14 protein-coding genes are annotated in these 13,749 nt (G+C 70.9%); 10 read left to right on the top strand and 4 right to left on the bottom strand.

The features are described from left to right. Positions 1-206 precede the first annotated feature (206 nt). A complete protein-coding gene (locus ACU6XJ_RS21765) occupies positions 207-1,220 on the bottom strand; it encodes a LuxR C-terminal-related transcriptional regulator (RefSeq protein WP_476314761.1) in 1,014 nt (337 codons plus the stop codon). A gap of 215 nt (positions 1,221-1,435) precedes the next feature. Here ACU6XJ_RS21765 and aroA point away from each other — a divergent pair, with 215 nt between their 5' ends. The 9 genes from aroA to ACU6XJ_RS21720 all read left to right on the top strand — a co-directional run bounded on the left by aroA (position 1,436) and on the right by ACU6XJ_RS21720 (position 11,224). Then, positions 1,436-2,737, top strand: a complete 1,302-nt coding sequence (gene aroA, locus ACU6XJ_RS21760) for a 3-phosphoshikimate 1-carboxyvinyltransferase (protein ID WP_476314758.1) — start codon at positions 1,436-1,438, stop codon at positions 2,735-2,737. Then, positions 2,734-4,251: a 2,3-bisphosphoglycerate-independent phosphoglycerate mutase gene (gpmI, locus tag ACU6XJ_RS21755; protein WP_476314755.1), complete on the top strand. Its 1,518-nt coding sequence runs from the start codon at positions 2,734-2,736 to the stop codon at positions 4,249-4,251. The genes aroA and gpmI overlap by 4 nt, the downstream gene beginning before the upstream one ends. Further along, entirely contained in the window at positions 4,239-4,616 is a 378-nt protein-coding gene (locus ACU6XJ_RS21750; protein WP_476314752.1) for a hypothetical protein, read from the top strand. Before gpmI ends, ACU6XJ_RS21750 begins: the two co-directional genes overlap by 13 nt. Positions 4,617-4,740: 124 nt before the next feature. Continuing rightward, positions 4,741-5,754, top strand: coding sequence for an inorganic phosphate transporter (locus tag ACU6XJ_RS21745; RefSeq protein ID WP_476314749.1), 1,014 nt, complete (start codon positions 4,741-4,743; stop codon positions 5,752-5,754). A 115-nt stretch (positions 5,755-5,869) separates the two neighbouring features. Next, positions 5,870-6,997: a phosphonopyruvate decarboxylase gene (aepY, locus tag ACU6XJ_RS21740; RefSeq protein WP_476314746.1), complete on the top strand. Its 1,128-nt coding sequence runs from the start codon at positions 5,870-5,872 to the stop codon at positions 6,995-6,997. Further along, a complete protein-coding gene (locus ACU6XJ_RS21735; protein ID WP_476314743.1) occupies positions 6,994-7,752 on the top strand; it encodes an SDR family oxidoreductase in 759 nt (252 codons plus the stop codon). Before aepY ends, ACU6XJ_RS21735 begins: the two co-directional genes overlap by 4 nt. Before the next feature lie 111 nt (positions 7,753-7,863). Further along, entirely contained in the window at positions 7,864-9,309 is a 1,446-nt protein-coding gene (locus ACU6XJ_RS21730) for an FAD-dependent oxidoreductase (RefSeq protein ID WP_476314740.1), read from the top strand. A gap of 104 nt (positions 9,310-9,413) precedes the next feature. Then, positions 9,414-10,532, top strand: a complete 1,119-nt coding sequence (locus ACU6XJ_RS21725) for a serine hydrolase domain-containing protein (RefSeq protein WP_476314737.1) — start codon at positions 9,414-9,416, stop codon at positions 10,530-10,532. Between the two features lie 29 nt (positions 10,533-10,561). Beyond that, positions 10,562-11,224: a class I SAM-dependent methyltransferase gene (locus ACU6XJ_RS21720; RefSeq protein ID WP_476314734.1), complete on the top strand. Its 663-nt coding sequence runs from the start codon at positions 10,562-10,564 to the stop codon at positions 11,222-11,224. Here ACU6XJ_RS21720 and ACU6XJ_RS21715 read toward each other — a convergent pair. Further along, positions 11,193-11,594, bottom strand: a complete 402-nt coding sequence (locus ACU6XJ_RS21715; protein WP_476314731.1) for an arsenate reductase ArsC — start codon at positions 11,592-11,594, stop codon at positions 11,193-11,195. The two genes, ACU6XJ_RS21720 and ACU6XJ_RS21715, sit on opposite strands and share 32 nt — an antisense overlap. Before the next feature lie 247 nt (positions 11,595-11,841). Here ACU6XJ_RS21715 and ACU6XJ_RS21710 point away from each other — a divergent pair, with 247 nt between their 5' ends. Beyond that, positions 11,842-12,465, top strand: coding sequence for a maleylpyruvate isomerase family mycothiol-dependent enzyme (locus ACU6XJ_RS21710; protein ID WP_476318573.1), 624 nt, complete (start codon positions 11,842-11,844; stop codon positions 12,463-12,465). Between the two features lie 6 nt (positions 12,466-12,471). Here ACU6XJ_RS21710 and ACU6XJ_RS21705 read toward each other — a convergent pair whose 3' ends face one another. Both ACU6XJ_RS21705 and ACU6XJ_RS21700 read right to left on the bottom strand, forming a co-directional pair. Further along, positions 12,472-13,026 (bottom strand): class F sortase, encoded by a 555-nt coding sequence (locus ACU6XJ_RS21705; protein WP_476314728.1) that lies wholly within the window; start codon positions 13,024-13,026, stop codon positions 12,472-12,474. Next, positions 13,026-13,745: a hypothetical protein gene (locus ACU6XJ_RS21700; protein WP_476314725.1), complete on the bottom strand. Its 720-nt coding sequence runs from the start codon at positions 13,743-13,745 to the stop codon at positions 13,026-13,028. Before ACU6XJ_RS21700 ends, ACU6XJ_RS21705 begins: the two co-directional genes overlap by 1 nt. Positions 13,746-13,749: the final 4 nt, after the last annotated feature.

Here is a 13,749-nt window from a genome sequence, read left to right as displayed (position 1 = left end):
CTGATTGGTCTAATCGGGTGAACTTCCATTGTTCGAGTTATGCACGAACAAGCACGTCAGGCGGGGCACGAGTTCACCGTGTCGGACGTCATCGATACGCATCGATACGTTTGTCCGATTATTTCTCCGAGCCCCGGTTTCGACGTATGCTTAAGCAGGAGATATAACAATACGATTACCGGGGCAACCCCCGCGCTTCGGCGCGCTCAGCATTCGCAGTCGAGCCAGCCGCGTTCGCAGGCCCGCACGCCCGCCTCGAACCGGCTGCGGGCGCCGAGCCGGTCGGTCAGATCCGACATCATCCGCCGCACGGTGCGCAGCGAGACGCCCAGCCGCCTGCCGACGACATCATCGGTGAGTCCTTTGGCCAGCAGGTTGAGCAGTTCCCGCTCCTGACCGCTGACTCCGGCCGGATCGGGCCGCGGCGGCGGACCGCCGAGCGGTTCGGCCGCGGACCACACCTGGTCGAACAGGGCGGCCATGGCGGTGACGAACCCGGGACCGCGCAGCACCACCGCGCCCTTGCGGGTGTTGTCCGGGTCGATCGGCACCAGCCCGACCTCGCGGTCGAACAACACCATCCGCATGGGCAGGCTGGGTGTCGTGCGCACCTCGCCGCCCAGTTCGGTCAGCCAGCGCGCGTAATCCAGGGTGGCCGCGTCGTTGCGCACGCTGTCCAGGTACACGGTCAACACGGAGACCCCGCGGCCGAGCAGGTCGGCGTCCAGCGGCCTGCTCGCCGCCAGGCTCGCCGCCGACTGGGCGCCGCCCGGCATGAACGACAGGCACTCCCCTCGGGCGGCCGCGGCCAACTCCTCCAGCCGCGCCTGGATCGCGTCGATGCCGTCCAGGCATTCCAACTGGTGCTGCTCGCCGCCGGACAGCCCGGCGTACTCCGCCTGAAGTTGGGTGCCTGCCAGTTGGGACAGGCTGAACTCGTGCTGGCGGCGCATGAACTCCGAATGCCTGCGCTGCAACAGCAGCTGCACGGCCATGGTGGGGCTGATCGGGCGCAGTTCCCCTGAGTGGTCCAGCGACGGCCGCAGCAGGGTCAACTCGGTGAGCTCCGCCACCGCCGCGCGCACCTGCTCCGGCGGCAGACAGAGCCGCTCGGCCAGCTGGGAGACGTCCAGCCGCCGGTCGGTGACCAGCAGGCGGTAGACCGCCTCTTCGGTGCGGCCGATGCCCAGGTATTCCAGCAGATCGGGTTTCGCCAGCATGGCCCTCAGCCAGGAGTATCGGTGCCCGTCGAATGTGTCCCGAGCCTATCGCCCTGGGTGCAAGATCTCTTGATCAACTGCGTCTCGGTACCGTCACGAGCCGGTGACTGGCAGCGAGGTGTCAAGGTCGGATGTTGCCACCGGATGTCGCTTACCCCTTCACCTATGCATTCCTCACGATGAGTCGCCATCGCCGCGACGTGAGGGAGGCCGCCATGACCGCGACCACACCGACCGACCAGCTCACCGTGACACCGCTGTCCACAGTGGACAGCGAAGTGCGGGTGCTCGGGTCGAAGAGCTACACCAACCGCTACTTGGCGATGGCCTCACTGGCAAGCGAGGCCACCACGATCGAGGGCGCGCTGCTCTCCGACGACACCCGCTACCTGTGCCGGGCGCTGGCCGCGTTCGGACATGTGCGGGTGGAGATCGACGAGGCGACCGCGCAGGTGCGGGTCGAACCGACCGGCAAGCCCATGACCGCGCCCGCCGAGGACGTGTACCTGCACGGCGCGGGAACACCGCTGCGCTTCGTGATCTCGCTGGCCGGGCTGGCGCAGGGCACCACGACGATCACAGGGAACGAGCGCATGCAGCAGCGCCCCATGGGCGACCTGCTCGCCGCGCTCGCGCCGCTCGGCGTGACCGCGGTGAGCGTGCGCGCCAACGGCTCGCCGCCGATCACCGTCGTGGGCGGCAACTACCGCGGCGGCGCCACCGAGATCAGCGGCGAGGTCAGCAGCCAGTTCACCTCCAGCCTGCTGATCAGCGCCACCCGCGCCCAGCGGGACACCGAGATCACCGTCGTCGACGACCTGGTGTCCAAGCCCTATGTGGACATGACGCTGGCGGCGCTGGCGGAGCGGGGCGTGACGGTGCAGCGGGACGGTTACCGCTGGTTCAAGGTGCCCGCGGGCGCGGAGATCCGCGGCGGCACCGCGGTCATCGAACCGGACGCCTCGGGCATGTCCTACTTCCTGGCCGCCGCCGCGGTGCTCGGCGGGCGGGTGAGCATCCCCGGCATCGGCACCGACTCAGCGCAGGGCGACCGGGGACTTGCGGAGGTGCTTGGCCGGATGGGCTGCGCCGTGGAGGCCTCCGAGCGCGGCCTCACCGTCCGCGGCGGCGGGGCGTTGCGCGGCATCGACGTCGATATGGAGAGCATGCCGGACGTGGTGCCCACGCTGGCCATCGTCGCCGCGTTCGCCGAGGGCCGCACGCACATCACCGGCATCGCGAACCTGCGGGTGAAGGAGTGCGACCGGATCTCCGCCGTCACCACCGAACTGCGCAAGATGGGCATCCAGGTCGACGAGTACCCCGAGGCGATGACCATTCACGGCGGAGTGCCGGGACCGGCGGTGATCGACACCTACGACGACCACCGCATCGCGATGAGCTTCGCCATCGCCGGGCTGCGCACCGAGGGCGTGGTGATCAACGACCCCGGCTGCGTCAGCAAGTCGTTCCCGACCTTCTGGGAGACCCTCGACTCGCTGCGGGGCGGGCGGTGACCGGCGGCGTTCTGCTGATCCTGGACGGCTGGGGTCAGGCGCCGCCCGCGCCGGACAACGCCATCGCGCTGGCCGACACCCCGGTGCTGGACGACCTCACCGCCCGGTGTCCCTCCGCGCTGCTGGCGGCCTCCGGCGAGGCGGTCGGGCTGGCCGCGGGGGTGGTGGGCAACTCCGAGATCGGCCACCTCGTCATCGGCGCGGGCCGTCCCCTGCCGTATGACAGCGTACTGGTGCAGCGCGCCATCGACAGCGGCCTGCTGCGTGGACCGGGTCCGCTGACCGCGGAGTGCCGCAGGCTGGCGGCCTCCGGAGGTGCCCTGCACCTGATCGGGCTGTGCTCCGACGGGCAGATCCACGCCCACCTCGACCACTGTGCGGAGTTGCTGTCCATCGCGGCATCCGGCGGGGTGCGGGAGGTCGTGCTGCACGCCATCACCGACGGCCGCGATGTCGCCGACGGCACCGCGGGCACCTACCTGTCCCAGTTGGAGGCGTTCTGCGCCGAAGCGGGCGCCGGGCGGGTGGGAACCGTGCTGGGCCGCAACTACGCGATGGACAAGGCGGGCAACCAGCGCCTCACCGCGGCAGCCGCCGCTGCGGTGGCTGAGTCGACCGGCGAGCGGGCGCGAAACTGGCAAGCGGCCCTGACTGGCTTCACCTCGGACGGCGCGGTGCCGCCGACGGTGCTGGTGGACGGCCACGGCAACCCGGTCGGGCCAGTGCGGGCCGGGGACACGGTGCTGTTCACCAACTTCCGCAGCGACCGCATCCAGCAGCTGGCGGACGAACTGGTGGTGCGGCTCGCGCCGCGCGACGTGCGGTTCCTCAGTCTCGCCCAGTACGACACCAAGGCCGAGATCACGCCGCTGGTGGGCCGAGCCGAGGCGGGCGGCGGGCTGGCCGACGAACTGGAGCGGCACGGGCTGCGGTCGGTGCGGTTGGCGGAACGGGAGAAGTTCGAGCACGTCACCTACTACCTCAACGGGCGCGACCCTCGGTTGCGGAGCGTCGAGGAGCACCAGGTGATCGACGCGCCGCAGCCGCCGGACTACCGGTCCCGCCCGGAGATGACCATCGGCGGCCTCACCGAGGCCGTGGTGGCCGCCATCGCGCGGCCCGATCAGGCGCTGGTGGTGGCGAACCTGGCCAATATCGACGTGGTCGGCCACTCCGGCGACGCCGACGCCACCATCCGGGCCACCGAGCACGTGGACCGCGCCGTCGGTCGGATCCGCGATGCCGCCGCCGAGGCCGACCGGTGGGTGGTGCTGGTGGGCGACCACGGCAATGGCGAGCGCATGACCACAGTGGACACCAACGGCACGGTGCGGCCCTACGGCGGCCACACCACCAACGAGGTGCCGGTGATCGTGGTTGCCGCGCCGTCGGCGGTCGGGCCGGACCGTCTGCGGACGGGCGGCACGCTGGCCGATATCGCACCCACCGTCCTCGCCCTGCTCGGCCGGGAGCCGGGCCGGGCCATGACCGGGAGGCCACTGTGGACATCGTGACGGACACCGAGTTGACCGGCGCGCTCCAGTTGGCGCTGCTCGGCACGGCCGCGCCCGGCTGGGCCGCCGCGCGTGCCCACCACGCGGTGGCCGCGGCCTTCGCCGAGGACGCCGTGCTGCGCGGCTGCGACCTCGGCGCCGACCTGGTCGCGGTCCGCAGGATCGGTGCGCGGGTGCCGCAACAGGCGCTGTGCGTGCACAACCTCGGCGGGAGGCCGCGGACTTTCCCGCTGCGAGCGACGGAACCGCGGCTGGTGCCGCTGTTCCTCGGCGGGGAGATGGAGACCACCGGTACCGACGCGGAGCCGAGTTGCGTGCTGCAACCCGACTCCTATGTCCACATCGGATTCGTACCGGCGGTCTGAGGACAGGGAACCTCCAGAACTCCGCATCGCGGACACCCGAGATGCGGTGATTTCCATGGGCGTGAAACCCGGGTGGTGAGCCACATGAAGTGAACCTGTTCAACCAACGGAAAGGACCCGGGACGTGGAACTTCTGGTGTTCTTGCTTGTGCTGGTCCTCGCGGCGGCCAACGGCGGCAACGACGTTCCCAAGGGCGTCGCCACCCTGGCCGGTGCGGGCGTGACGAATCTGCGCACGGCCGTCATCTGGGGAACGGTCACCACCGCGGTGGGCTGCCTGTTCTCCCTGACGTTCGCCAGCAAGATGACCGCGTTGTTCTCCAAGGGAATCGTGTCGGCGACACCGACGGCCGTGTTCGCCACGGCCGTGCTGACCGGGACGGTGGCCTGGGTCGTGCTGGCCACCGTGCTGCGACTGCCGGTGTCCACGACGCAGGCTCTGGTCGGTGCGCTGCTCGGAGCGGGCGCGTTGTTCGCCTCCGACGCGGTGCAGTGGCAGGCGCTGGTGCTCAAGGTCGTCCAGCCGATGATCCTCAGCGTCGGCCTGGCCTACCTGATCGCGGCGGCTCTTGTGACGATCGCCAACCGCCTGAACAGGCGCTTTGTCCGCCAACCGGCGCTGGTCGGTGCGGCAGGGGCGGAGGCGCCCACCGAGGTGAAGGCGAAGGTGAAGGCGAAGGTGAAGGCGATCACCGTGGCGCACTGGATCACCAGTGGGCTGGCCAGCGCGGCCAGGGGGCTGAACGACACCCCGAAGCTGGTGGCGATCGGCTCCTTCGCGCTGCTGCCGGGGATGACCCCGGTGTCGCTGCTGTTCTGGGTCACCGCGGCGATGGCGGTGGGCAGCCTGGTGGCGGGGTCGCGTATCGCGGTCCGGCTGGCCAAGGACGTGGTGGTCATGTCGCACGTCGAGGGCTTCCTGGCCAACTTCACCACCGCCATGCTGGTGGGAGTGGGTGCGTCCCAGGGGCTTCCGATGTCCACCACGCAGGTGTCGGTGGGCGCCATCAGCGGCAGCGCGGGCACCCAGTGGTCCCGGCTGAAGGGCAAGACGCTGCGCGAGTTCGGAATCGGCTGGCTGGTGACGCCGCTGTTCGGCGCGGTCGTGGCAGCGGCGACGTACGCGGTGTTGTCCTGACGGTCACGGGTGTTCCGCCCCGTCCTCAGCGGGGCGGAACACCCGTGCACCACCTGTCTAACAGCACAAGGTGAATGCAGGCGAAACGACGTATCACACGACAACGGGGAGAGATGTGATCACCGCAGAGCAATTCTGTGCGGAACTGGAGCACCACGGCTTCGGCATGGCGACCGGGGTGCCCTGCTCGTTCTTCGGCGGCCCCATCCAACTGCTGGAGCGGAGCGGAAAGCCCTATGTGTCCGCGGCCAACGAGGGCGCGGCGTTGGGGGTGGCCGCGGGTGCCGCGCTGGGCGGGGTCCGCACGTACGTGATGCTGCAGAACTCGGGCCTCGGCAACCTGGTCAACCCGCTCACCTCGCTGGTGATGATGTACGAGTTGCCGGTGCTGACCTTCGTCAGCATGCGCGGCTGGCCCGACCCGGCCACCGACGAGCCGCAGCACGAGATCATGGGCGGCCTGGTCCACCCGCTGCTGCGTGAGCTGGGGCTGCCGCACTGGACGTTGGAGTCCGGCGACGGCCTCGAGGAGTTCCGGGCGGTCCTCGCCGAGGCGGACACCGCGCTCGCGGCCAACCGGGCGCCGTTCGTCCTGGTCGCCAAGGGCGCCATCGGAAAGCCCGAGGCGCAGGCCGCCGCGCCGCGGGCGGGGATGCCGAGCAGGCGGGCGGTGGAACTGGTGTCCACGCTGGCGGGGGGCGATCCGGTGATCGCCACCACCGGGTACACCGGACGGGAGCTGTTCGGGGTCGACGACGTGCCGAACAACTTCTACATGCAGGGCTCGATGGGCCACGCCGCGGCTGTCGGCCTCGGGCTGGCGCTGGCCAGGCCCGACCGGAAGGTGATCGTGCTGGACGGCGACGGCGCGGTGCTGATGCACCTGGGCACGCTGTCCACCGCGGGCCACTACGCACCCGCGAACCTGGTCCACGTGGTGCTGGACAACGGCAGCCACGAGTCCACCGGCGGCCAGGCCACCACCTCGGCCACCACCTCCTTCGCTGCGATCGCGACCGCGGCCGGGTACGCCACCGCAGCCACCGCCGACACGCCTGAGCAGCTGGAGCAACACCTGCGGGCGGCGCTGTCCCGCCCCGGGCCGCACCTGTGCGTGGCCAGGACGCTGCCCCGGACCGGGGCGATGCCGCCGCGGGCCACCAACGCCCATACGCCGCAGGGTATTCGGGACCGGTTCACCGAGGCCCTGAAGAACGTGCCCGCGCTGGGAGCGCAGCGATGAGGGGCACGGCGGTGGTCACGGGAGCGAGCAGCGGCATCGGGGCGGCGACCGCCCGCAGGCTCGCCGCCGACGGCTTCGAGGTGGTGCTGGCGGCGCGCCGGGAGGACCGGCTGGCGGCGCTGGCAGACGAGACCGGCGGGCGGCCGGTGCGGCTCGACGTGACCGACGACGACTCGGTGGCCGCACTGGCCGCGCAGGTGCGGCGGTGCGAGGTGCTGGTCAACAACGCGGGCGGCGCGTTCGGCAAGGACGAGGTCGCCACCGCCGATCTCGCCGCCTACCAGCGCATGTACGAGGTCAACGTGCTCGGCACGGTCCGGGTCACCAAGGCGCTGCTGCCCGCCCTGCGACGCAGCGGCGACGGCCGGATCGTGGTGATCAGCTCGATCAGCGGCCGGGCCACCTACCCCGGCGGCGCGGGCTACGCGGCGGCCAAACATGGGCAGGTGGCGCTGGCCAGAACGCTGCGGCTGGAACTGCTCGGCGAGCCGATGCGGGTCATCGAGATCGCACCTGGCATGGTGGAAACCGAGTTCAACCTGGTCCGCTACGGCGACCCGGCGCGCGCCGAACAGGTGCACCGCGGGGTCCGGCCGCTCGATCCCGCCGATATCGCCGACTGCGTCAGCTGGGCGGTGACTCGGCCGTCCCATGTGAACGTCGACCAGCTCACCGTGATGCCCCGCCAGCAGGCGGGCTCGCTGTTCGTGCACCGCCAGGCCGAACAGTCAAGGGGAAACGACGACTCTCAATAACTGCATCCGCTGTTGACAACCCTTATTGCTGGTGAGTACGTTGAAGTCAGGCTTCCGGGCGCCGAGTGGGGGTTCGCCCGAGGGATTCGACTGTGCAGGAAGGACTTCATCGTGGTTGACACGCAACTGCCGGTGGCGGTGATCGGCGCGGGTCCGGTCGGCCTCGCCGCCGCCGCCCAGCTTGTGGAGCGGGGGGTGCCGTTCACCGTCCTGGAGGCGGGTTCGTCGGCCGCCGCGTCGGTGCGGGAGTGGGGACACGTCCTGCTGTTCAGCCCCTGGCGCTACAACATGGACCCGGCGGGCAGGCGACTGCTCGAGGCGAGCGGCTGGACCGCGCCCGTTGACGAGGACATGCCCACCGGCGCCGAGCTGGTCGCCGGGTACCTGGAGCCGCTGGCCGCGCACCCGTCCATCGCGCCGCACATCCGCTACCAGACCAAGGTCGCCGCGATCAGCCGCCACATCGCCGACCGGGTCCGCACCGCGGGCCGGGACGACCTGCCCTTCGTGCTGCGGCTGGCCAACGGCGAAGAGGTGCTGGCCCGCGCGGTCATCGACGCCTCCGGCACCTGGGCCACTCCGAACGTGTTGGGCGCCAACGGCCTCCCCGCGCACGGCGAGCCCGAGTGCACCGCGTGGATCGAGTCGGCCATGCCCGATGTGCTCGACGCGGACCGGGACCGCTTCGCGGGCAAGCACACCATCGTCGTCGGCGCGGGCCACTCGGCCGCGACCTCGCTGCTGGCGTTGTCCGACCTGCGCGAGCGGGTGCCCGACACGAAGATCACCTGGGTGATCCGCGCCGCGGCACCGGAGCGCGCCTACGGCGGCGGTGACGCCGACGACCTGCCCGCCCGCGGCGCGCTCGGCTCCGGCCTGCGGATGCTGGTCGACACCGGCCGCGTCACGCTCGTGCACGACTTCCGCGTGCACACGGTCCGCCGGGCTGGCGACGGCGTGGAACTGGTCGACGGTGCGGGACGCTCGGTCGCCGCCGACCGTGTCATCGCCGCCACCGGCTACCGCCCCGACCACTCCATCGCGTCCGAACTGCGGCTGGAAACCGACCCGATCCTGGGCGCGGCCCGCGGGCTCGCCCCGCTGATCGACCCGAACGTGCACTCCTGCGGCACCGTCTACGCCCACGGCGTCGACGAGCTTGCCCACCCGGAGAACGGGTACTACACCGTCGGCATGAAGAGCTACGGCCGGGCGCCGACGTTCCTGATGGCCACCGGCTTCGAGCAGGTCCGCTCCATCGTGGCCGCGCTGGCGGGCGACTGGAAGGCCGCCCGCGAGGTGCAGCTTGACCTGCCGGAGACCGGAGTGTGCTCGGCGACCGACGGCGCCAAGGCCATCGCCAAGCGGGCGGGGCTGTCCTCGGAGGACTTCGAACGCCTGATGACGGTCACCGCACGCCACATGGGCACCGCCCCCAGCGCCGCGGACGCGGTGCTGGCCGGTGCCGCGGAGTTGGGCGTCGATGAGGGCGTCGCCCTGCAACTGGCCGCATTCGCCCGCGAGCAGTTCGACGCACCTGCCACCGCGTCGGTCTGAACTCCCGCTTCCCCCAGCGCGGGAAACTCGCCGCCGTCCCCCATCCCCCTCGGGTGGGGGACGGCCTCGCGCTGTTCGTGCCCTAGCCCGAGAGGAACGTTTCCGTGGACACCGACATCGCACAGCAGCGGGTGCAACGCGTGCTGGACTGGCTGGTCGCCACCGGCCGGGAGATCGGCGTGCAGGCCGCCGTCTACCACCGCGGCAGTCCCGTGGTGAACGCCGTCGCGGGCCATGACGGCACCGGCAACCCGATCACCGCGGACACGCTCATCCACGCGTTCTCCACCGGCAAGGGCATGACGGCCACCGTCGTCCACGTGCTCGCGGAGCAGGGCAGGATCGACTACGACGCGCCGGTCGCGATGTACTGGCCGGAGTTCGGCGTGCACGGCAAGGACCGGATCACCGTGCGGCACCTGCTGACGCACTCCGCGGGCGTCCCGCAACTGCCCGCCGACACCACGCTGGACCACTTCTGCGACTGGGACGGCATGTGCCGCACGATCACCGAGTCGCGTCCGCTCTGGGAGCCGGGCACCCGCACCGGTTACCACGGCTGGAGCTACGGCTGGCTGCTCGGCGAGGTCGTGCGCCGCGCAACCGGGTCGCCGATCTCCACCGTGCTGCGCACCGAGGTGGCGGAGCCGCTGGGTATCGCGGACTCGCTGTTCTTCGGCGTGCCGGAACCGGCCCGTCCCCGGTTGGCGAAGCTGGTCGACGTGGCGCCGATGCGGTATTCGGAGGCCGCGCTGATGGCCGCGCCGCCCGCCGTGCCCGCCACCGCCGTCCTCGCCAACGACCCCCGCTATCTGGGGGCCGACATCCCCGGTGCGGGCACCATGACCGCCGCCGCCGCGGCCCGCATGTTCGCCGCCCTGCTCGGGCCGGTGGACGGGGTGCGGCTCATCTCCCCCGAACGGCTGGCGCTCGTCTCCGCCCCCGCGACCGGTGCGAAGGACGAGATCCTCGGCATGGCGGCACCGAAAGGCCTTGGCTACTTCGCGGGCATGACCTGGCTCGGCGGCTCGCCGAGCTCCTTCGGCAGCACCGGAACCGGCGGCAGCGTCGCCTTCGCCGACCCCGAACACGACCTCGCCTTCGCGCTGGTCAAGAACGAACTGCACGACGACGGCACGGCGGGTTTGGTGGCCGCCGAGGCCTACCGTGCGCTGCTCGGCGAGACCCGCGGCACCTCCTCGGGGTGCTGCGGATCAGGTTGAGCCGCTTGACGATTTCGTAGAGTCGGAACATGAGCGACGACGCACTCCTGGCCGAGCAGGTCGCCTACTACCGTGCGGGCGCGGGTCAGTACGACCGCCAGTTCACCGAGCGCGCCGACCTGCTGGCGTTGCCTTCGGTGATCGACGACCTGCCGATCGCGGGCGATGTGCTGGAGTTGGCCTGCGGAACGGGCCAGTGGACGCCGCTGCTGGCCGCGCGGGCGCGGTCGGTGACGGCCGTCGACACCTCCGCCGAGGTGCTGGCGCTGGCCCGCGCGAGGGAGGGCACCGCCGAGGTGCGTTTCGTGCAGGCCGACCTGTTCGAGTGGCGGCCTCCGCAGCGCTACGACACGGTGTTCTTCGGCTTCTGGCTGTCCCACGTGCCGCCCGCTCGGCTGCCTGCGTTCTGGAACGCCATCGCCGCCGTCCTCACGCCGGGCGGCCGGGCGGTGTTCGTCGACGACGGCCCGCCGGAAGCCGCGAACGAGCAGGTGCTGGCGGATCAGCCGGTGCCCGCGGTGGTGCGCACCCTGGACGACGGCAGCCGCTACCGCGTGGTGAAGGTGTTCCACGATCCCGCGACGCTCACCGCCGACCTCGCCGCACTGGGCTGGTCGGCACAGGTACGGCCGGTGCTCGGGAACTTCATCGCGGGCGTGGCTAGTCCAGCAGTTCCGCCAGCAACGCCCTGACGCGGCGGTCGATCTCGTCCCGGATAGGGCGGACAGCGTCCACCGACTGCCCCGCCGGGTCGTCCAGCTTCCAGTCGAGGTACCGCTTGCCCGGAAAGACCGGGCAGGTGTCCCCGCAACCCATGGTGATCACCACATCGGAGGCCTCGACGTCGCCGTAGGAGAGCTTGCTCGGCACCTCGGCGGTGATGTCCAGCCCCCATTCGGCCAGCGCCGCCCCCGCGGCGGGGTTGACCTTCTCGGCGGGCTCGGAGCCCGCCGAGCGGACGGAGACACGGCCCATCGCGTGGTGTTGGAGGAGTGCGGCGGCCATCTGCGAGCGCCCCGCGTTGTGCACACACACGAACAGGACCTCGGGAATCGTGCTCACCGGGCGGCCTCGACTTTCACGTACTGGAGCGGACGGCAGCATGATGCCCCGCAGGAGTGCGCACCGGACCCGAACGTGACGCTTTTCCCTGAGCTGACCACGATCGACTCCCCTCCAACACGCACCGTTGGATCGATGTTCATGAATATAATCTTGCCCGGCGCGCACACCAGCGCCGTAACCGTTTTGTATTGGTGATTATCGATTCTGAATCGCTTCATGGGCCGCCGTAGGCTCCCTGGGCATGATGGGTCTGGCACAGGACGAGCGAACCGATCTCGTGGCGTTCCTGGAGACGCTGTCACCGCAGGACTGGGAGGCCGCGTCCCTGTGCGAGGGATGGCGGGTTCGCGATGTGCTCGCCCACGTGATCAGCTACGACGAGCTGTCCACCCGTGCCCTGCTCACCCGATTGGCCAAAGGCCGCTTCCGGCCCGACCGCGCCAACGCCATCGGCCTCGCCGAGTACGGCACCCGCGATCCGGCTGAGCTGTTGGCGCTGCTGAAGGCGCATCTCAAGCCGCGCGGTATGACCGCGGCGTTCGGCGGCAGGATCGCGCTGGTGGACGGCATGATCCACCACCAGGACATTCGCCGCGCCTTGAACCGGCCACGCGAGATCCCTCTGGAGCGCCTGCTCCCCGCCCTGCGCTTCGCCCTCGTCGCTCCACCGGTCGGCGCCCGCCCCCGCGTCCGCGGCCTCCGATTGGTCGCGGCCGACCTCGGCTGGTCCACCGGCCGCGGCCCCGAGGTCCAGGGCCCCGGCGAGGCCCTGTTGATGGCGGCGGCGGGGCGTCGTGGCATCACCGCCGAGCTCACCGGCCCTGGCCAACCTATCCTCGCCGCCCGCATCGGCGACCCCGCGGGCTGACGGTCCCTAGTCGGCGAGCATCGCGTAGACGATGATGTTGTCGCGGTAGCTGCGGGCCGTGGCGTCGAAGCTCCCGCCGCAGGTGATCAGCCGCAACTCGGTCTCGTCGGTGTCGCCGTAGACCTTGTCGGTGGGGAACTCCCTCTTCGCCACCTGCTCCACGTGCCGCACCCGGAACTCGGCCACCGAACCGTCCGAACGGGACACCAGCACTTGATCGCCGACGGCGAGTTCGCGCAGGCGGTAAAAGATGCCCGGCTTGCCTGCGCCGTCCACATGGCCCAGCACCACGGCCGCGCCCGGATCGCCCGGCCGAGGGCCGAGGTGGTACCAGCCTGCTTGCATCGGCTGCTCCACCGGCGGCACCTCGATCGTCTGATCGGGGTTGATCCCCAGCGGAACGAGGCTGGACACGGCCTCGATCCGGGGGATCTCGATGCCCGCGGGCTCGGCATCCGCCTGCTGCTCGACGGCCGGTGGCGCCGGTGGCGCCGGAGTGCTGGTCCCGCAGCCCACGACGAGCAGCAGCGCGACCAGCACCCCGACGATGCCCCGGCACATCACGACAGCGGACCGCCGCCGGTCTCCGGTGCGCCCTTGGGCACGACCGCGACCTTGCCCGGGGTCTTCTCAACCACCGTGACCTTGGTGGATAGCGTCTCGCCGTCACACTTCACCGTGACGGTGTGCTTGCCCGGCTTGGCGTCCTTGCTGATCCGCGCGGGGGCCTTGATCCGCATCTCGTCCTCGATCACGGAGGCGGCCTTGGGCAGGCTGGTGAGTTCGGCACCCGTGATGGTGACCTCCTCGCCGCAGGACGAGCGATGCCACCACAGCGATACCCGCTGCCCGGCCGTGACCTTGCCGGGCAGCACCTTGAGCTCGCCCGGCTCCACCCGCACGTCGTTGTCCGGGCTGGTCAGGTGCACCGTGAGCCTGCGCTCGATTTTCTTGTCCCCGCAGGCGAAGACGACCGGGTAGACGCCCGACTTGATGTCCTTGCGGACCTGGGCGTGCCCGGCGAAGATCCGTCTGCCCTCGCCGTCACCGGTGGCCTTGAGCCGCAGCGGGTGCAGCGCGGGCGAGCCGATCACGGCCTCGACGAACGGGTCGGCGGTGCACCAGCCGTCGATGGGCACGGTGCCGCCCGGCGTGGCAACCACCGACTGACCGCCGAACCCCAGGTAGCCCTCCACCGGAGCCGCCTGGGCCAGCGGCGCCCCCGCGGTCAGTGCCGCCAGCACAAACCCGGTTCCGATCGCGACCGCACGATGTGACATCTTG

This window comes from Actinorectispora metalli (assembly GCF_056323685.1).
The sequence above is the reverse complement of the archived record's forward strand: the minus strand, read 5'-3'. Positions and strand labels throughout refer to the sequence as shown.